Origin of the sequence: Rhodococcus kronopolitis, from assembly GCF_042654025.1 — a bacterium.
In the GTDB taxonomy this organism is placed as follows: Bacteria; Actinomycetota; Actinomycetes; order Mycobacteriales; family Mycobacteriaceae; genus Rhodococcus_G; species Rhodococcus_G kronopolitis.
Genome location: NZ_JBHSFO010000015.1, coordinates 245369 through 264257 on the forward strand (window position 1 = coordinate 245369; position 18889 = coordinate 264257).

General features: G+C 69.4%; 16 protein-coding genes. 3 read left to right on the plus strand and 13 right to left on the minus strand.

What is annotated here, in order from left to right:
• Nucleotides 1-38: 38 nt before the first annotated feature.
• The 5 genes from fadD32 to ACFO6S_RS20645 form a co-directional block, all read right to left on the minus strand.
• Nucleotides 39-1928, minus strand: coding sequence for a long-chain-fatty-acid--AMP ligase FadD32 (gene fadD32, locus ACFO6S_RS20625; protein ID WP_378419837.1), 1890 nt, complete (start codon nt 1926-1928; stop codon nt 39-41).
• Between the two features lie 193 nt (nt 1929-2121).
• Entirely contained in the window at nt 2122-3114 is a 993-nt protein-coding gene (locus ACFO6S_RS20630; protein ID WP_378419838.1) for an LLM class F420-dependent oxidoreductase, read from the minus strand.
• 116 nt (nt 3115-3230) lie between these two features.
• Entirely contained in the window at nt 3231-4211 is a 981-nt protein-coding gene (locus ACFO6S_RS20635; protein WP_378419839.1) for a cutinase family protein, read from the minus strand.
• Nucleotides 4212-4217: 6 nt separating this feature from the next.
• Nucleotides 4218-4763, minus strand: coding sequence for a DUF732 domain-containing protein (locus ACFO6S_RS20640; protein ID WP_378419840.1), 546 nt, complete (start codon nt 4761-4763; stop codon nt 4218-4220).
• Nucleotides 4764-4869: 106 nt separating this feature from the next.
• Complete coding sequence (locus ACFO6S_RS20645; protein ID WP_378419841.1) at nt 4870-6669, minus strand: alpha/beta hydrolase-fold protein; 1800 nt, start codon at nt 6667-6669, stop codon at nt 4870-4872.
• Nucleotides 6670-6679: 10 nt separating this feature from the next.
• Between ACFO6S_RS20645 and ACFO6S_RS20650 the strand changes: the two genes are divergently transcribed.
• Nucleotides 6680-6994 carry a hypothetical protein gene (locus tag ACFO6S_RS20650; protein WP_378419842.1) on the plus strand — a complete coding sequence of 105 codons (315 nt, stop codon included), beginning with the start codon at nt 6680-6682 and terminating at the stop codon, nt 6992-6994.
• A gap of 247 nt (nt 6995-7241) precedes the next feature.
• On the opposite strand, the gene ACFO6S_RS20655 is transcribed toward ACFO6S_RS20650, so the two are convergent.
• The 7 genes from ACFO6S_RS20655 to ACFO6S_RS20685 form a co-directional block, all read right to left on the minus strand.
• Nucleotides 7242-8240: an alpha/beta hydrolase gene (locus ACFO6S_RS20655; protein ID WP_378419843.1), complete on the minus strand. Its 999-nt coding sequence runs from the start codon at nt 8238-8240 to the stop codon at nt 7242-7244.
• 261 nt (nt 8241-8501) lie between these two features.
• Complete coding sequence (zomB, locus tag ACFO6S_RS20660) at nt 8502-10367, minus strand: arabinofuranosyltransferase AftB family protein (protein ID WP_378419844.1); 1866 nt, start codon at nt 10365-10367, stop codon at nt 8502-8504.
• A gap of 52 nt (nt 10368-10419) precedes the next feature.
• The gene (locus ACFO6S_RS20665; RefSeq protein WP_378419845.1) at nt 10420-11325 is read right to left on the minus strand and encodes a decaprenyl-phosphate phosphoribosyltransferase; all 906 of its coding nucleotides are present in this window, start codon (nt 11323-11325) and stop codon (nt 10420-10422) included.
• A complete protein-coding gene (locus ACFO6S_RS20670; protein WP_378419846.1) occupies nt 11322-11855 on the minus strand; it encodes a phosphatase PAP2 family protein in 534 nt (177 codons plus the stop codon). Before ACFO6S_RS20670 ends, ACFO6S_RS20665 begins: the two co-directional genes overlap by 4 nt.
• Entirely contained in the window at nt 11833-13755 is a 1923-nt protein-coding gene (locus ACFO6S_RS20675; protein ID WP_378419847.1) for a glycosyltransferase, read from the minus strand. Before ACFO6S_RS20675 ends, ACFO6S_RS20670 begins: the two co-directional genes overlap by 23 nt.
• Nucleotides 13752-14972, minus strand: a complete 1221-nt coding sequence (glf, locus tag ACFO6S_RS20680) for a UDP-galactopyranose mutase (protein WP_378419848.1) — start codon at nt 14970-14972, stop codon at nt 13752-13754. The genes ACFO6S_RS20675 and glf overlap by 4 nt, the downstream gene beginning before the upstream one ends.
• Before the next feature lie 308 nt (nt 14973-15280).
• The gene (locus ACFO6S_RS20685; RefSeq protein WP_378419849.1) at nt 15281-15829 is read right to left on the minus strand and encodes a MepB family protein; all 549 of its coding nucleotides are present in this window, start codon (nt 15827-15829) and stop codon (nt 15281-15283) included.
• A gap of 121 nt (nt 15830-15950) precedes the next feature.
• Between ACFO6S_RS20685 and ACFO6S_RS20690 the strand changes: the two genes are divergently transcribed.
• Together ACFO6S_RS20690 and ACFO6S_RS20695 are read left to right on the plus strand one after the other, a co-directional pair.
• Nucleotides 15951-16706, plus strand: a complete 756-nt coding sequence (locus ACFO6S_RS20690) for a VIT1/CCC1 transporter family protein (protein WP_378419850.1) — start codon at nt 15951-15953, stop codon at nt 16704-16706.
• 46 nt (nt 16707-16752) lie between these two features.
• Complete coding sequence (locus tag ACFO6S_RS20695) at nt 16753-17397, plus strand: TetR/AcrR family transcriptional regulator (RefSeq protein WP_378419851.1); 645 nt, start codon at nt 16753-16755, stop codon at nt 17395-17397.
• 21 nt (nt 17398-17418) lie between these two features.
• Here ACFO6S_RS20695 and ACFO6S_RS20700 read toward each other — a convergent pair whose 3' ends face one another.
• Nucleotides 17419-18843, minus strand: coding sequence for a lipase family protein (locus ACFO6S_RS20700; RefSeq protein ID WP_378419852.1), 1425 nt, complete (start codon nt 18841-18843; stop codon nt 17419-17421).
• Nucleotides 18844-18889: the final 46 nt, after the last annotated feature.

The window sequence follows — 18889 nt, forward strand, 5'->3', positions numbered from 1 at the left end:
ATCACTGGTCACGCTACCCGTCAGAAGGAAGATGGAAGTCAGACACTGTCGGGGAAGGCGGTCTGAGTGTGCCCGCCGCGCAGTGTCCCCTCGGTGTATGCGGCCTTGCACGCCCGGCGCGCGATCTTGCCGCTGGAGGTCCGCGGGATCGACCCCGCCGGCACCAGCAGGATGTCGCGGGCCGTCACGCCGTGACGGGTCGAGATCGCGGCCCGGACTGCGTCCGCGATCGGGCCCTGCTCGGCCTTGCCTGCGCCCGGAGCACGCTCGGCGACGACAACCAGCTGCTCGGAGGCATCGTCCTCGTCGAAGGTGAGTCCGGTCACGCCGGCCTCGAACACCTCCTTGGGGAGCTGGTTCGCGGGAACAGCGAAGGCCGCGACGAAGCCGGGGCGCAGCGCGGCGCTGGCCTCCTGGGCCGTCGCCTCGAGATCCTGCGGGTAGTGGTTGCGGCCGTCGACGATCACCAGGTCCTTGACCCGCCCGGTGATGTACAGCTCGCCGTCGACGTAGACGCCGTAGTCACCGGTGCGCATCCACTTCGCGTCGTCGGGCGCGCCGTCGGCGTGGCTGCCCTCGTCGAGGGTGGAGGCGAGCCGGTTGTGGAAGGTCTGCTCGGTCTCCTCGGGACGACCCCAGTAACCCTTGCCCATGTTCTTGCCGTGCAGCCAGATCTCGCCGACGTGAAGGTCGGGCAGCTCTCCGCCGGTCTCGGTGTCGACGATCGCGGCCCACTGGCTGCGCGCGACGTAGCCGCAGGACACCTGGGCGATGGCGCCCGGGGCGTCGGAGTCGACCTTGACCATGCGACCGCGGTTCAGCTCGTCGCGATCGACGTAGATGATCTTGGCCTCGTCGCTGTGCTTGGTGGAGGAGACGAACAGCGTCGCCTCGGCCATGCCGTAGGACGGCTTGATGGCGGTCTTGGGCAGCCCGTACGGGCCGAACGCGTCGTTGAACTTGCGCATCGACGAGGTGGTGACCGGCTCGCTGCCGTTGATCAGGCCGATGACGTTGCTCAGGTCGAGGCTCTCGCCGTCCTTGGGCAGGCCGCGGGCGGCCGCGTGCTCGAACGCGAAGTTCGGTGCCGCGGCGAACGTGCCCGCACCGTCGGTGATGGCCGCGAGCTCCTTGATCCAGCGGTAGGGACGCGCCACGAAGGCACGCGGGCTCATGATGGTGATGTACTTGCCGCCCAGCGCAGGCAGGATCACGGTGAGCAGGCCCATGTCGTGGAACAGCGGCAGCCAGGTGACGCCGCGGGAGTCGGTGGTCAGCTCGATGGCGTCGACCATCTGCAGCGCGTTGGTGCCGACCGCGCGGTGGGTGATCTCCACGCCCGCGGGCACCCGGGTGGAGCCCGAGGTGTACTGCAGGTAGGCGATGTCGTCGAGGTCGATGTCCGGGTAGACCCAGCTCTCGCCGACGGTGTCCGGGATCGCGTCGATCGCGATGATCCGCGGTCGCTCCGCCGCGGGGAGGTGGCGGAACAGCTGGCGCACGCCTGCGGCCGACTGGGTCGCGGTGAGGATCGCGGACGGCTTGCAGTCGCCGAGGACGGCGTAGAGGCGGTCGCCGTGACCGGGCTCGTCCGGATCGAACAGCGGCACCGCGATGGTGCCCGCGTGCATGGCCGCAAAGAAGGAGACGACGTAGTCGAGACCCTGCGGCGCCAGGATGGCCACCCGCTGACCGGGCTCGGTGACCTGCTGCAGACGGGCCGCGACCGCGCGGAGGCGGTGACCGAACTGATCCCAGGTGAGCTCGAAGACCTCGCCGTCGCGCTCACGCGAATAGTCGATGTATCGGTATGCCAGCTCGTCCGCGTTGTCCCGGGTGTGCCGTTCGACGTGGTCGACGAGGGTACTGCCAGGCATCATCCTGATCTGACCGTCTTCGTCGATGTAGTCATCGAATTGCTGGTTCATACCTTTTTCTCCTCCAAGGCAAGCCCTCGGTGCGACTAGGTGGTTCCGACGGGCTGCAACCCCGTGTGGCACGGGGTGGTCGAGCAATGGTCAAGTGGCTTCTTGTTCTTATATCTCGTAACGGTAACGAATCGGTTCGGTATCCAAACCAAAAGCATGTTACAGATACCGGACCGCGCAGCGGCGGATGCTCTCACTCACCCCTGAGTTCGGCGATAACCGGAGCGAAGGCCTCCATCTGGGTCGGGAAGATCCCGACGTACGACATGGAGGTGCGGGCCCGGACCGCGCGGATCTGGTCGGCGATCTCCTCATAGGTGCCGAATGCCAGGTACGGCGAGTTGAGAATGTCCTCGACGCTCAGCTTCACGTCGACCTCGATGTTCGGCGGGTAGCCGTTGTCGAGGGCGGCCAGTGCCATCTCCGCCATCGCCTCGCGGTCGTCGGTCGGCATGATCGCGGTGATCGTCCAGTTCAGTTCGATGTCGTCGAACCGGTCGCCTGCCGCTTCCCGGATCTTCTCCACCCGGGCCGCGGTCGCCTCCATGGTGATGCCGGAGAGCAGCATCTTGCCCTCCTTGTTGCTGGGCGCCGCCACGGAGATGATGTCGGCGTACTTGGCCGCCAAGGCAAGCATCTTCGGACCGCCGCCACCGACCGCGATGGGCGGACGCGGGCCCTGACGCGGCCGCGGACTGCCCTTGAGTCCGTTGATCTGGAAGTACTCGCCCTGGAAGTTGCACTCCTGGCCGCGCAGCAGCGTGTCCAGGATCTGCAGCGTCTCCTCCAGCTTGGCAATCCGCACGCCGGGGCTGTCGTAGGCGATCCCGCCCTTGTCGAACTCTTCCTTCATCCAACCGGCACCGATGCCCAGCTCGAGCCGGCCGCCGGAGAGCACGTCGATGGTCGCGGCGTCCTTGGCCAGGACGGCGGGATGACGGAACCCGTTGGCCAACACCGCGGTGCCGATCCGAATCTTGTCCGTCGCGACGGCCAGCGCGCCGAGCGCGGCGATCGGACCGACCTGGTTGCCCAGGTGGTCCGGGATCATGAAGCTGTCGTAGCCGAGCTCCTCGGCCTTCTGCGCGAGCTTGACGAAGCGGCGGGCACCCCCTTCCTCGGAGTTGCCCTCACCGCCCGCGGCGAACCGGAACTTGCGCGGCGCAGCGGCGTCGGCGGAACTCATCGATCACTTCTCCTGAAACTGGGCAGAGCGAAGGGCACTGAGCAGGAACTGAGCGCAGCGGCGTGGAGGCGGCGGGTGGCCGATTGACCACTCTATCGGGTAGGTGTTCTCCCCCACTAGTTGTGCGCAGGGGTCGGCGCGGACCGCACCCTTTCGGCAGCCCAGTTTGTCATCCACTGGGTGGCCGTGGTGCCACTTTGGTCCACGACGTAGCTGTTGTACAGCGCATGCACAGGGTTGTTGAAGTACTCCCCGACCCGCGCCAGGCTTGCCAGGATGTTGCCCGGCGTGAACGCATTCGGTGGAGCATCGCAGATTCCGTCGCTCGGCGCACAGATCTGCGCGACCCGCCCGTTGAGCTCACCGAAGCCGCCGGGACGCGCACCGGTCATCGTGATGCCCGGCACCTTCAGACCGTTCAACGACAATTCCGCGCCGACCCCGATGACCGGCGGACCGACATCGCTCCCGGTCGCGGGGTCGCGTCGACCGTCGGCGATCAGGCCCACCCCGAGCACCAGGTCCTGCGGGACCGGGCCGTTCCCCGCGCCGATGCCGGCCGCGAGGTCGCCGGCGATGACCGCGCCCTGGGAGAAGCCCATCAGCACGTAGCTGGTCAGCGGGCAGTTCGCGTGCATCGACGCGATCGCCTCGGTGGCCCGCGCGGTGCCCTCGGCGCGACTCTTGTTGTACGACGTCTGACCGTCCGGCGGCAGCGCAATGGGGTTGGAGAACTGTGCCACGTACGGGACCGTGTAGACCTGCACGCGCTGTCCGGGGAACTGCTCGGCCAGCGGCCGGGTGATGTTGAGCATCAGCGAGGCCGGGTTGGCGGTCGGGTCGAACGGGTTGTCCGTCGCGCTGGACTCCCAGGTACCGGGGATCGCCACCACCTGCACGTCCGCGCAGTCCGCGGACTGCGCGTCGGGACGGCCCGGTGCCGGCGGCGGGCCGGGCGGCGGTGTGGGCACCCGCCCGGCCAGCAGGTACCACGCCACCAGCGCCGCGATGGCGAGCAGCAGCAGCACGATCAGCATGATCAACAGTCGCAGCAGGCGGCTACCGGCCGACCTGCGGCCCTTCCTTGCGGCACTCATCATCGGCTACTTGCAGTAGCTCTCACGCGCGGCGTCGATGTAGACCTGCGCCGCCCGTGCTGCATCCTCCGGGGTCACGGTGGCGCCACTCATCCCGGCCTCGACGCCTGCCATGCCGGTCACGAACGCGGAGATCTCCTCGGACGGCACGTTGTCCGCCGTGGCCGCACAGATGTAGTTCGCGGTCGAGATCGCGATGTCGCCGCCCTCGGCCGGGGTCACGCCGCCTGCCTTCAAGGCGTCGAGGTACGCCCGCCCACGGCTGTCGATCTCGGGTGCCTTGGTGGGGCCCGGAAAACCGCTGGGCACCGTCTCCGGGGTCTCCGGCGGCGCGGTGGCCGCGACCGCGGGCGGCGTGTAGGGCGGCACCTCGATGTCGGTGTTGAGCGGCGGTACCGTCGCCGACCCCGGCGACTGCGCGGTGGTCAGCGTCGGGGTGCTGCTTGCCGTCGAGTCGTCGCTGCCGCAGCCGGCGAGGACGCCGACGGACGCCGCCAGCATCACGCCGACGGCCAGGGCTCGCGAGAAGGGCCTACGAGTGGAATCGGGCATTGTCTGTGTCAATCCTCGGGGTCGGGGGCGGATTCGCAGTCGAGCGTACCGACGACAGCGGGCCGGGACCTGGCGCGAACGCCCGGCCGCGGCCCGCTGCGTGGCTCTAACGGAAGTGGACGTCGCCCTTGCCGCCGGCGGTCGTGATGCTGCCGCCCTGGAAGTCCTGCTGGACGCCACCGGGAATGTCGCGCGCGTCACCGATCGGGAAGCCGAGTCGACCGTTCTCGTAGCCCTGGCTCTTCCAGGCGTCGAACACCGGTCCGTTGGCGACCGGCCAGGCACCGCTGAGCGGCGACCAGTAGATGTTGCCGCCGTCGAACACGTTGAAGCGGCCGAAGTCCTTGACCGGGATCTCACTGGTCTTGGGGAATCCGAGCCAACTGTTCTCGAAGCCCATCGAGCCGTACTTCGCCATGATCAGGCCCTGCACCGCGTTGGCGCCGTTGGCCGGGCTCCAGTACATGGCCCCGATCTCGAAGCCCTGCACCGCGCCGTCCTTGCCGGGCGTGTTGATCTCGTCGGCCACCGGGTATCCGAGCGGACCCTGCTCCCAGCCCTGCTTGGACCACTCGTCCCGGATCGTGCCGCGCACCGCGTGCGCGCCGCTCTGCGGCGTCCAGTAGATCGAGCCGGCCTGGAAGTGGTTGTACCGACCGCGACCGTCCGGGGTGCCGTTCTCGCTGGTGGTGGGCAGGCCGAGCGGGCCGCCGGGGCCACCGATGCCCTGGTACGCGCCACCGATCATGCCGGCGACCACCTGGGCGCCGGTGCCGTTGGAGAAGAAGATCCGGCCGTTGCGGAAGTCCTGGGCCACACCGCCGGGCACGCCGTACTCGCCGGTGACGCAGCCACCGAGCCAGGGGTTGGCGTCCGCGACGGGCTTGATCGCCCCACCCGGCGCGCACGCCGGGGCGTCCAAGGAGACGCCGAGCGTGTTGGCCACCTGCGGCCACGCCTGGTGCAGTTCGAACTGCCAGTACGGCCACGAGTGGGTGCCGGACGGGCGGTAGTTCACCTGCGCCGGGATGCCGAGCTTGTTCAGCTTGGTCGCGAAGGACTGCGAGGTCAGTCGGGACAGAATCTCCAGGCCCATGCCCGCGTAGTTGGTGGAGACGCCGGGGATGCCGGACGGCTGGTCGTAGGGACCGGTCATGCCGCTGCCGCTGGAGATGTAGAGGCTCACGCCCTTGAGCTTCTCGGCGTTCACGTACGGGTCGTGCGCGGCCCACGCCGGGTTGCTCGGCGGACCCCACATCTTGTCGACGTTGTAGCCGCCCGCGTCGTTCATCGCGTACCGCAGCGCCTGCGGCATGCCGAGCGAGGTGGTGTTCAGGTAGCCGGAGAACGAGCCCGCGAACTTGAAGAAGCCGGGGTTGCGCTCGGTGAGCGATATGGCGGAGGTGCCACCCATGGACAGACCGATCACGCCACGGGTGTCGGTGGTCCGCATGCTGTTCTCGAGGACCGGCGGCAGCTCCTTCGTCAGGAACGTCTCGAGCTGGTAGAACTTGCCCTTGTCCGGCTCCAGCCAGTCGACGTAGAAGCTGGACTCGCCGCCGACCGGCAGGATCACGTTGACGTTCTTGTCCGCGAAGAAGCTCGCGGCGTCCGTCTCGATGGTCCAACCGCTCTCGTCGTCCTGCGCGCGCAGGCCGTCGAGCATGTACAGCGCCGGGAAGGTCGCGTCGGGCTTGGCGTTCCAGTCCCGCGCCAGCATCACCTGCACCTGGAAGGGTGCGCCCATCGACGGGGAGTCGACCCACAGCGCGACGCGGCGGTCGGTGATCCACTGCACCTTCGAGACACCGGGCATCGACTGGGACGGGGCCGCCGCCGAGCGTGCGGTCATCGCACGCGGCGCAGGCGCCGGCTCCTCGGTGGTCGTCGTCGTGGTCGGCGCCACGGTGGTGGTCGTGACCTCCGTCGTGGTGGTCGCCGTGGTCGTCGTCGGCTCAGCCGTGGTGGTGGTCGCGACCGCGGAGGACGACGTCTGCGCGACCGGCTTCGTCGTCACCGGGACCAGCGCCTCGCCGTCCGAGTCGGTCGGTGTGGCCGTGGCCGTGGCCGTCGTCGTTGTCGCTGTGGTCGTCGTCGGGTCCGCGTTCGCCACGCCAGTGAGCCCCGCCGCGGTCGGCAGCACCAGTGCGGCCGCCAACAGTCCCAGGGTCCGTCCACGACGGGTCCGTTCGGGCCGCAGGCCCGGATTCCTCAGTGCTGGTCGCATCTGACGGTGACTCACTTTCTGCTCTTGGGCCACAGGCACTCCGTCGACCCAGGCCCGAGCGGCAGACGCGGTGGTGCCGCCAGCTGCTCGCAATTCTTTCTACACGGCGGCCGACGGCCGACGCGGGTGACTCGCTGTGACCAGTGGTGCAATTGTTGCTTCGGGTTCGGATCGGCAAAACAGCGATGCCGTCCCGCCCGGCCGGTTGGCAGGGGGACGGCATCGATGACTACTCCATGCGGTTGATCAGGTCACCGGGCGTTCAGGGCGTCCAGGATCTGGCCGCGGGCATTGCCCAGCTCGTCCTGCCAGTAGCGCCACGAGTGGACGCCGGTGGCGGGGAAGTTGTAGGTGGCCGGGATGCCGAGGGTGCCCAGGCGGACCTGGAACGCGCGGGTGTTCGCGAGCGAGAGCGCCTCGAGCGCCATGCCGTTGGCGGTGTTGTAGTAGTCGATCGCCGAGCTCGGGCGGTCGTACTGACCGGGCAGTCCGCTGGCGGCAGACACGTACATCGACAGGCCCTTGAGCTTCGGGGCGAAGACGAACGGGTCGTTGCGCAGCCACGCCTTGCTCCACGGCGGGCCCCACATGGCGTCGACGTTGTAGCGACCGGCATCGAGCATCGCGACGCGGATGGCCTCACGCATGCCGGGCGCCGAGATGTTCAGGTAGCCGGACAGCGAGGCCGCGAACTTGAACTGGTCGCGGTGGTAGGCCGCCAGGGTCAGGGCGGCGGAGCCACCCATCGACAGGCCGAGAATGCCGTTGTTGCTGCGCGAGACGCCGCGGGTCTCCAAGTAGTCCGGGAGCTCCTTGGTGAGGAAGGTCTCCCACTTGTAGGTGCCATCCTGGCCGTTGAAGTTCGAGGGCGAAATCCAGTCGCTGTAGAAGCTGGACTCGCCGCCGACCGGCATCACCAGGGTGACGTTGTCGTTGCGGAACTGGTCGAGCGCGTTGGTCTCGAACGACCAGGCGTTGCGGTCGTTGCGGGCACGCAGGCCGTCGAGCAGGTACAGCGCGGCGTCGCCACCACGCGAGGCCCACTGGATCTGGACCTTGATCGGACCCATCGAGGACGGGACCATCACCTCTTCGAATCCACCTGCCGGCGCGCGGTGCGCGACCGGGGCGGCGCCGGCCACAGCGGTACCTGCAATACCAGCGGCTAGGGGCAGGACGAGCGCCGCGGCCGATAGGCCGAGAACGCGTCGCTTGAGGCGATCAGAAAACCTCGGTCTGCCTATACGCATGAATACTGCTCTCTCTCTGTTGCTTGCGGTGTCCGCCAAGGCGGCACACGATCGGCGTCGGCCACCGTCCGTCGCTACTCACGTAGAAACGGCAGTGGAACGACTCAAGGTCACACTGCGCTCGGTGGACTGTATGTCACCGAACTTGCTCTGACAACAGCGGTCACGGGGTGCCCGTGACCGCGATGCACACTCTCACCTCATCGACCGCCAGGGATCCATCGTTACTGAAACGAGATGTAGATTACGATCCGCGGCGGCCTACCTCGGCTCGACCGGCGGCGGTGGCGTGAGCCCACACCGCTCGATCTCGTACGCCGGCACCCGGTCGAATCGGTACCCCGCATAGTCCAAGGCGTTCTTCAGGTTTCGGACGAACAACGGCCTCGTCAGCTCGGACCGGTAAGACTCCAGCAACTCACTTGTCTCCGGGCAGGTGAGCGCGACCTGCGCCTGCCGCACCCAGTTCTCGTCGAGGTACGAGGGCAGCCAGGGGTGCACGTCCACCATGCCGGTGTCCGCGATCACCCAGTCCGGATAGAGGGCCTTGTCGTGGCCGATCCGGCCGTCGTCGAGCCGTTCGGTGTGGGCCGCGAGCGGATAGGCCAGACCCATCTGGTCTAGCACCCGCACGTCCAGCCCGACGTTCATGCTCGTCATCCCGAGGTTCAGGAAGTAGACGACGTGACCGGCACCGCCCTCGGGGATCGGCGCGGGTGGCGGTACCACGTCCCAGTAGGTGTACGCGGCGGCCGGGAGCAGCACGCCACCGTCCGGGGTGTTTCCGATCGCCTCGACCATCGCTCGCATCCGCGGGTAGTCGAGGTAGTCCTCGGCCCGGATCGGGTGGGCGTGGCCGGTGTTGAGGATGTAGAAGGCGCGCTCGTCGACGATGCCCGACTTGCCGACAACGGTGCCGTTCGGCATGCCCGTGACGGTCGAGATCGAGATCGCCCACACCACCGTCGCCAACCAGGCCAGGGACCCGGCCGCGAACAGTGCGGTCGCCGGGGTCCTGCCCCACTGGTCGCGGGCCGGCACCCGGACGGGCAGCACCGCGATCGGCAGGACCAGACAGAACAGTGCCGGCAGCAGCACCCGGCCGTGCATGAAGTCGCCGCCGACGCGGACCGAGTAGACGCCCAGCAACAAACCGGAACCGAGCATGAACAGCACCACGGCGGCGGGCGAGTGCAGCCGCCCCAGCAGCAGGCCGAGGCGGCCCGAGGACGATTCGGCGGCGCCGCGGCCGTCGTCCGCCCGGTCGGCGCGAGCGCGCAGCACCACCCAGCCGACATAGCCGCCGACCAGCAGCAACGGCAGCCACAGCCAGTACGGGCCGGCCAGGTTCCACAGGTAGGACCAGCCCTGACCCCACTTGGCTCCGCCGGCGTCCTTGGACACCGCGGTGTTCGGATAGGGCAGGCCGTAGTAGCCCATCCGCCAGATCTGGTAGCCGACCGGCAGCGCGCCGGCGACCGCGACGATCGCGACGCGACGCTTCCAGCCGCCCGGTGTGAGGAAGATCATAAGGAGCGCCAGCCCGGCCACGATCACCATCTCGGGGCGGACCAGCGGGCCCAGGCCGGCCACGAAGGCCAACGTCAGCACCCGGGCGGTGGTCGGCTCGCGCTGCGACCACTGCACCATCAGCAGCCACACCAGCGCGATCCAGAAGATCACCAGGCACGTCTCGAGCCCGGAGGTGGCGAAGTCACGGGCCGGGGGGACGGCAATGTAGGCGAGGACGCCCGCGGGCAGCAGCAGGACGGACCGCCCCCGCGCCCCGGCCCGGTCGGTCCACAGCGCGCCGGTGCCCAGCATGCCGAGCAGCACGGCCGCGCCGGAGAGCACCAGCGCCAGCGCCAGCACCACGTACTCGAGCCTGATCTCCGTCAACCAGCCGAACGCGTAGACCAGGTAGGTCCACACGGTGCTGGTGTTCGCCTCGACCCGCTCGCCCGCGTTGAACACCGGACCGTTGCCTGCCAGCAGGTTCCGCACCGTCCGCAGCACGATCAGGCCGTCGTCGGCGATCCACCGACGCTCCCAGGCACCCCAGACGAACAGGACGGCGGTCAGCACCACCCCGCCCAGGTACACCGCCCGGGTCACCGACCTCGGCAACGGGGGTTCGGTCGAGGGCTGGGGCGGTCCGGACGCGTCGGGACGTGCGATGTCAGGCGAGGTAGACAGCGACACCCACCGCTCCGATCCAGGCCAGCGCGAGGAACTGCAGCACCCGGTCACCGAGTGCGATCTCCTCCGGCTCGCCGGCCTCGCCGCCGTCGACGTCCACGGCGTACCGCAGGATCGCGATGGTGAACGGGATCATCGAGATGGCGAACCAGTTGGTGCCTTCGGCCTGGTCCCGTTCGAACGCCCACAGCCCGTAGCAGATCACCACTGCCGTGGCGGACAGCGTCCACACGAAGCGCAGGTAGGTGCCGGTGTAGTACTCGAGCGACTTGCGGATCTTCGCGCCGGTTCGCTCGGCCAGCTGCAGCTCCGCGTAGCGCTTGCCTGCCGCCATGAACAGCGATCCGAAGGCCATGATCAGCAGGAACCACTGCGACAGCGGGATCTCGGCGGCGACGCCACCGGCGATCGCGCGCAGCAGGAAGCCCGAGGACACGATGCAGATGTCGAGCACGGCCTGGTGCTTGAGCCCGAAGCAGTACGCGAGCTGGATGGCGATGTAGACGGCCATCACCAACGCGAGCTGCCAGTTCGCCAGGAACGAGAGGCCGATCGCGCCGGCCAGCAGCACCACGGCCATCGCGTAGGCCAGGTTGACCGGCAGCACGCCGGCGGCGATGGGGCGGAAACGCTTGGTGGGATGGGCCCGGTCGGCCTCGACGTCCATCGCGTCGTTGACCAGGTAGATGCCGGAAGCCGCCATGCAGAACACCACGAACGCCAACGCCACCGGCAGCAGCACGTCGGCCTGGGTGACGGACCCGGCGGCCAGCGGCGCCGCCAGTACCAGGACGTTCTTGATCCACTGCCGCGGTCGGACCGCCTTGACCATCCCACCCAGCAGCGTCTTGGGGGGACCGGCGACCTCGGTCGGCTCCTCGCTCATTTCTCTCCAAACTTCTTTTCGGCGCGCAGCACTACTGCGGCCGAGACTGCGCCAAGGGCGGATCCGGCGAGCACATCGGTCGGGTAGTGCACTCCGAGGACCAGCCGCGAGAGCAGCATCGGGGGCACCAGCACCGCGGGCAAGGGTAGTCCCGTCAGCCGTCCGAGCAGCACAGCGGCGGCAGTCGTCGACGTGGCGTGCGAGGAGGGAAAGCTCAGCTTGCTCGGCGTGGACACGTTGACCTGCACCGACGGATCGTTCGGGCGGGCCCGGCGGACGACCCGCTTGATCACGATCGACGCGGCGTGCGCGCCGACGGCGCCGACGGCGACGCCGGCCCACTGCCGACGGCGGGGACGGTCCAGCGCGGCACCCACACCGGCGATCGCGACCCAGCCGAGGGCGTGCTCACCGAAGTGCGACATGCCGCGGGCGGCGGCGATCACGCCGGGCTGGGCGCCGACGGTGCCCTGCACCGCGTTGAGCACCCGTACCTCGGCGGCCGACTCAGGCCTCGTACTGGAAGACACTTTCCCACCTCTCCTTGCTGGTCAGCGCCGGCACCGCGGCCGCATACTCGGCCTTGAGCGCGGGGAACCGGGCGGCCAGCTCGCGGCGCAGCCGCAGCGCCTCCTTGAGCAGCGCCCACGCCTGGCGCGGGTCGCGCTTGCGGTAGACGACGCCGCGACCGTCGGCGGTGGTGACGGTGACCCCGTCGACCTGCGAGAGCAGGAACCAGCGGGCGTCGAGCGTCGGGACGTTCAGCTGCGGACGCTCGTGGTGCTCCTCGACGGCGGGCTTGAGGTTGTGCACCAGGCCCTTGCCGAGTCGGACGATCTTGGCCAGCGGACCGTGCGGCTCCCCCACCGCGCCGACGCCCGCGCCGGACGCCAGCGGCAGGCTGGTCGAGGACGGCACCACGACGGCGTCGGGGAACTGCTCACGCAACGCGCGCACCTCGCCCAGCGCGGTCGGCAGCAGGTCGAAGATGTGCTCCGGGCCGCCGAGGAAGTCCGCGATCGCCCGGTTCTGGATGGCGACGGTGGAGTACTCGAGGCAGAGCAGGTGCTTGACGGTGGCCTTGACGGTGTCGAGCACCAGGCCGCGGCCGTTGCCCGGCATGTACAGCGAGGCCACCACCAGGCGGTTGCGCAGGTGGAAGTAGGCCTGCCAGTCGATGGCGTCGTCCTTGTCGGACCAGGCCATGTGCCAGATCGCCGCGCCCGGCATGGTGACGGTCGGGTAGCCCGCCGCCCGGGCACGGAGCCCGTACTCGACGTCGTCCCACTTGATGAACAACGGCAGCGGCTGGCCGATCTCCTCCGCGACGACGCGCGGGATCATGCACATCCACCAGCCGTTGAAGTCGACGTCGATGCGCCGGTGCAGCAGCTTCGAGTTCTCCCGGTCGCTGAGCGGGTACTTCGCGAAGTCATGGTCGTACTCGACGTTGGGCGCCGCGGTCCACATGAAGGTCCCGCGGTTCAGCGCCTCGCCCATCGAGTGCAGGTGGCTGCGTTCCTGCAGGTTGAGCATCTGCCCGCCGATCAGCATCGGCGACTTGGCGAACCGGGACAGTGCCAGGGCGCGCAGGATCGAGTCCGGTTCGATCTCGATGTCGTCGTCCATGAACAGGATGTGCTGGCAGTCGGTGGTCTTCAGGGCCTCGTACATGATCCGGCTGTAGCCGCCGGAGCCACCGAGGTTGGCCTGGTCGTGCATCGCGAGCCGGTCCCCCAGCACGGCCGCGGCCTCGGCGAAGCCCGGCTCGTCGCGGACCTTGCGGGTGCCCTGGTCCGGGATGATGACGGCCTTGACCACGTCCATCACCAGCGGATCGGAGCCGATCGCGGTCAGCGCCTTGACACAGTCGGTGGGGCGGTTGAAGGTCGGGATGCCCAGCGCGACGCCTGCCTCGCCGGGCGCCTCCATCGGGGCGTACCAGCCGGCGCTCTCCACCGTCACCGCGGTGTCGCTGGTGACGTCGAACCAGATCCAGCCGCCGTCCTCGAACGGCGCCAACTCGACCTCGAACTCCAGGGTCGTGTCGCCGTCCTCGAATTCCTTGCCCTCCACGTGAATTCGCGAGGAATCGGCCTTGGACCGGTAGACGTCGACGCGGCAGTGCCCGCTCAGCTCGAGCCGCAGCACCACCGAGTCCAGGATGCTCCAGCGCCGCCAGTAGCTGGCCGGGAAGGCGTTGAAGTAGGTGCAGAAGGACACCTCGGACTCGGCGCCGATCGACAGCGAGGTGCGCGAGAGGGCATGCGCCCGACCGGCATTGGTGCCCGACTCCTCGAGGTAGAGGGTGCGCACGTCGAGCGGCTCGCCCGGCCGCGGCAGCAGCACGCGCTGCAGCAGTGCCTTGCCACGCAGTTCGACGTGGTCGTCGGCGGCCACGTCCGCCTCGATCAGGTGCCGCGCGCTCACTCGGCGGTCCCGTTGCCCAGCGCCGCGCCGGACTCGAGGTGCGGGCGCAGGGTGTTGTCGAACATGCTCAGCGCGCTCGCGATGGCCATGTGCATGTCGAGGTACTGGTAGGTGCCCAGGCGACCGCCGAAGAGCACCTTCTGGTCCGCGGTCTCCTGCTTGGCGCGGGCGCGGTACGCCTCGAGCTTCTGCCGGTCCTCGGGGGTGTTGATCGGGTAGTACGGCTCGTCCGTGCTCTCCGCGAACCGGGAGAACTCGCGCATGATGACGGTCTTGTCGGCCGGGTACTCGCGCTCCGGGTGGAAGTGCCGGAACTCGTGGATGCGGGTGTAGGGCACGTCCGCGTCGTTGTAGTTCATCACCGGGGTGCCCTGGAAGTCGCCGGTCGGCAGCACCTCGGTCTCGAAGTCGAGGGTGCGCCAGCCCAGCTCGCCGTCGGCGTAGTCGAAGTAGCGGTCCAGCGGGCCGGTGTAGACGATGGGAGCGTCGGGGCTGGCGGCGCGCAGCTCGTCGCGGACGTCGAACCAGTCGGTGTCGAGTCGGACCTCGATGCGCTCGTCGGTGACCATGTTCTCGAGCCACGCGGTGTAGCCGTCGACCGGCAACCCCTCGTAGGTGTCGTTGAAGTAGCGGTTGTCGAAGGTGTAGCGGACCGGCAGCCGACTGATGTTGCCTGCGGGCAGGTTCTTCGGGTCCGTCTGCCACTGCTTGGCGGTGTAGTCGCGGACGAACGCCTCGTAGAGCGGGCGCCCGATCAGCGAGATCGCCTTCTCCTCGAGGTTGGTGGCGTCCTTGCTGTCGATCTCGGCGGACTGCTCGGCGATCAGCGCGCGAGCCTCCTCGGGGCTGAAGTACCGGCCGAAGAACTGCGACACCAGGCCCAGGCCCATCGGGAACTGGTACGACTGCCCCTTGTGCATCGCGAAGACCCGGTGCTGGTAGCCCGTGAACTCGGTGAACTGGGTGACGTAGTCCCAGACCCGCTGGTTGGACGTGTGGAACAGGTGAGCTCCGTACTGGTGCACCTCGATGCCGGTCTCCGGCTCCGGCGCCGAGTAGGCGTTGCCGCCGAGGTGGTTGCGGCGGTCGAGGACCAGCACCCGCTTGCCGAGCTGGGTCGCGGCCCGCTCGGCGATGGTCAGTCCGAAGAATCCGGAACCGACGATGATCAGGTCGTACTGGCCGGAGGACGCGGAGTTCTCGGTAACAGAGGTCACGGGCAACCAGGGTATCCGACACCGCCGTCGGCGCTGATCGGACGCCCGGCGCGCTGCCGGAAGGTGCTTTCGACGTACGCCCGCATCGCGTCACGGGACGAACGTCGCGCCGCCGACGCCGCCGTGGTTCGCGGCAAACCGCTGGTCGGTGACGTACATCTCCGCCAGGCCCAGGATGTGGTCCCGCGACGGTCCACTCCCCGGTCGGGTTCCCCACGTCCGTTCCCTGACTTGTTGTCGGTGTCGACATGCCCGGGACGGAGGTTGGCGTTGCGCCAAGGTCAAGGCGAGCCGACCCACCCCCGGATTCATCCGCGGTGCAGCGCCTGCGCCCGGACGAAGTCGACCGGATGGCCGGCGGGAATCGGCAGGAAGTACTCCAGCTGCCAGGCCTGAGTGGCACCGGCCTGGCGACTGCTGGTCGTCACCCATGGCGGGTAGACGCGGATCGCCCGCTTGCCGCCCTCGCCGGCACGCGAGAGCACGCCGCGGTCGCGCAGCACCTCGTGGGTGAACACGAACTGCCCGAAGTGGTCGCCGTCGCGGCAGCTGACGACGAACAGGTCGACGGGGTCGGCGGCGTCGAAGGGCGCGATCGGACCCGGGCCGGGCCGCTTCCACAGCGTCACGAACTGTCCGACCTTCGTCGGCGTCGTCCTCGCGACGCGGTACCTGACCGCCCGCCCGTTGAGTGTGAACTCGTACGCCCCGTACGCCGCGCTCTCCGGCTCGGGCACCGGCCGCGAACAGGCGAACCCGCACGGGTCGTACAGCCGCGTCCTCGCCGCCAGCAGGTCGGCGTGGATCCCGGGCCGGGACGCCGGATCCGAGTTCACATGTCCGGCGGAGTCGGTCATCGTCGTCCTCGTTTCGTCCTCGTCGACGCGCTGCGCGCCCGTGGCGGGGCGCCGCGCCCGACCACCTCGGACAGCCTTGCATTGCTGGTCGCAGCCCCTCACAGCCACTACCGTTCCGACCATGAGCACCGACTCGGAGGACGTGTCGACCGCCCCGGAACCCCCCGACCGCGCCCAGAGTGCCGCGGAACCGCACGGCCCGGGCCTCTACGCCAAGCTGAACTGGCTGCGGGCGGGCGTCCTCGGCGCCAACGACGGCATCGTCTCGACGGCAGGCCTGGTGGTCGGCGTCGCGGCCGCGACCACCGACCGCGGGTCGATCCTCACGGCCGGCCTCGCCGGGCTCGCCGCGGGCGCGGTGTCGATGGCACTCGGCGAGTACGTCTCGGTGAGCACCCAACGCGACACCGAGCGCGCGCTGCTGGAGAAGGAGCGCGCCGAACTCGCCGCATCGCCCGAGGAGGAACTCGCCGAGCTCACCGGGCTCTACGAGGCGAAGGGACTGTCGCCCGCGACCGCGCGCACGGTGGCCGAGGAACTGACCGCGCACGACGCCTTCGCCGCGCACGCCGAGGTCGAACTGGGCATCAACCCCGACGCGCTCACCAACCCCTGGCAGGCCGCCGCGTCCTCGGCGGTCTCGTTCACGCTCGGCGCGCTGCTGCCGCTGATCGCGGTGCTCCTCACACCGGCCACCGCGCGGATCCCGGTCACGGTCGTCGCGGTGCTCGTCGCGCTGGCCCTGACCGGCAGCGTGAGCGCCCGGCTCGGCGGGTCCGACCGCGGCCGCGCGGTGACCCGGGTGGTGCTGGGCGGCGCGCTCGCGATGGCCGTCACCTACGGAATCGGACAGCTGGTCGGCGGCGTCGCCCTCTGACCGGAGCCGGATCGGGTGCGAGACCGCCCGGCGGTAGGCTCGGGCGGTGTCGACGCCGGATTCGACCCGGAACTACGGGGGCAGGTCAGTCGCGGACCGGCGAGCGGACCGGCGAGCGCGTTTCCTCGACGCGGCCCTGACCGTGTTCGCCGACAAGTCCTACGCCAACAGCACCATCAGTGACGTCTGCGCCGAGGCCGGCCTCTCGCGTCGACAGTTCTACGAGGCATTCGCCGGCCGCGAAGAGGTCCTCGTCGCGCTGTACGACGACATCCAGCGCGACGCAGGCGCGGCCATCGCGAGCGCATACGCCGCGGCGATCACCGACGACCTGTGGGAGCGGGCCTCGACGGTGATGACCGCCTACGTGCGTTCGATCGGCACCGACGCCCGGCGCGCGAAGATCGCGTTCGTCGAGATCGTCGGCGTCAACGCGCAGGTGGAGCAGCACCGACTCGCCCAGCGCAAGACCTGGGGCACCGTGTTCGAGACCCTGCTCGGACAACTGGTCGGCCCCGACGTCCGACCTCCGGGCGGGTACGAGACGTCGGCGACGGCCTTCATCGGCGCCGTGAACGGGCTGGTCCACCAGTGGAGCATCACCGAGCCACGGCCACCGGTCACCGATCTGGTGGAGGTACTGAGCACCATCCTGGTGGCGCTGGTCAGCGAGCGCCCGACCGCCCGCTGACCAGCGGATGTGCTCGCGTGGTCAGCCCTGGGCGCCGATCGCCTTGCCGAACAGGCCCGCCAGCACCTCCCCGACGGCGGCGGTGAACGTCGGCCAGGTCGACTGGTCGAGGGCCATGGAGCCGACGTCGCGCGTCGCACAACCCGGCTGGGCCGGGATCCCGTCCATCCGGTCCTTCAGCCACAGCAGCGCGCTCGGCGCCCCGATCGCCCCGAGCGAGAGGTGTTCGCTGGCGTGGTCACGGGTGTACTGCACCCGCGCCGCCGGGTCCTTGCAATAGGTGTCCACCAGGGTGTTCACCTGCCCGACCGGGACGATCCAGTCCGGGTTGGACTGGTAGACGAACAGCGGCGCCGTCGGCACGGTCTTGCCCATCCGGGTCCGGTCGATCACCGACCGCACCACGGGTTCGTCGAGGGGGTCACCGGGCACGTCGAGCAGGCCCTTGTTGTTCACGAACGGCACCAGCGCGGCCTGGTAGGCGACACACAGCGGGTTCTTCGCCGCGATCAGCGCGCGGCCGAGCGGGTTCATCTTCTGGTCGAGGAACTGCTGGAACTCCGGGTACTCCCGGCCGAGACCGATCACGGCCCCGAGCACCAGCCCCGACGGTGCCGCGTTGTTCGCGTTGGTCAGCAGCACGCTCAGGTCGGCGGGCACGCCGCCCTCGGCGACCCCGACGAGGTTCAGCTCGGGGGCGTAGGACGGGTGCAGCTCGGCGGCGTGGCCGGTCGCGATCGCCCCTCCCGAGTACCCCCACAGGCCGACCCGGGTCTGCGCGCCCGGGAGCCCGAGCGGTGCGAACCGCTCCGCGGCGCGGACACCGTCGAGGGCGAGGCGGCCGCCGAGCGGTCCCGCGGCGTAGGCCGAGTTCGGGCCCTGGTAGTCCGGGACCGACACCGCCCAGCCCTGCGCGAGCGCCGTCTGCACCTCGAGGAACTCGGCGGAGACGATCTGCGAGCCGGTGACGAGGGTCGGGATCGAGCCGAGCTGCATCGCGTACGAGGGCGCGCAGTACTGGGCGGTCGCGTCCTCGGCGATCTGGAACGACACGAGCTTGCCGCCGCCGTCGCGGGCCGGACCACGAGGCTTGAGCACCGTCGTGACCGCGGCGACGGGCTCGCCGCGGGTGTTCGTGGATCGGTACGACAACTGCCAGGCGTCGACGTTCACCGGGACCACGCTGAGGTTGGCGACCGTCACCTCGCGCGCCGCGATGATCTCGCCCGGCTCCAGCGACTCGTAGGCCGAGCGCGGCGGCGCATAGAACGCGGGATCGAGCTCCGGCGGGCTCGGCAGGGCGGGAAGTGGAGGCGCGGGCGCCACCACCACCGGCCGATCCGCGGGGTCCGCGGCCACCGTCCCGGCGGCCATCGTCACCGACAGCGCGAGCGCTGCGCCGACTGCACCCACCCGACCCAGTCTTCGAACTTGCCGTCCCTGCATCTGACCCCCACCGCGCCAAAGTGAGACCCAGTCGTCTCACATACTG

Excerpts from the sequence above, each read along its gene's own strand:
- ACFO6S_RS20665 (WP_378419845.1), bottom strand. The coding sequence starts at position 11,325 with ATGAGCGAGGAGCCGACCGAGGTCGCCGGTCCCCCCAAGACGCTGCTG.
- fadD32 (WP_378419837.1), bottom strand. The coding sequence starts at position 1,928 with ATGAACCAGCAATTCGATGACTACATCGACGAAGACGGTCAGATCAGG.
- ACFO6S_RS20640 (WP_378419840.1), bottom strand. The coding sequence starts at position 4,763 with ATGCCCGATTCCACTCGTAGGCCCTTCTCGCGAGCCCTGGCCGTCGGC.
- ACFO6S_RS20690 (WP_378419850.1), top strand. The coding sequence starts at position 15,951 with ATGAGCACCGACTCGGAGGACGTGTCGACCGCCCCGGAACCCCCCGAC.
- ACFO6S_RS20630 (WP_378419838.1), bottom strand. The coding sequence starts at position 3,114 with ATGAGTTCCGCCGACGCCGCTGCGCCGCGCAAGTTCCGGTTCGCCGCG.
- ACFO6S_RS20685 (WP_378419849.1), bottom strand. The coding sequence starts at position 15,829 with ATGACCGACTCCGCCGGACATGTGAACTCGGATCCGGCGTCCCGGCCC.
- ACFO6S_RS20700 (WP_378419852.1), bottom strand. The coding sequence starts at position 18,843 with ATGCAGGGACGGCAAGTTCGAAGACTGGGTCGGGTGGGTGCAGTCGGC.
- ACFO6S_RS20655 (WP_378419843.1), bottom strand. The coding sequence starts at position 8,240 with ATGCGTATAGGCAGACCGAGGTTTTCTGATCGCCTCAAGCGACGCGTT.
- ACFO6S_RS20635 (WP_378419839.1), bottom strand. The coding sequence starts at position 4,211 with ATGAGTGCCGCAAGGAAGGGCCGCAGGTCGGCCGGTAGCCGCCTGCTG.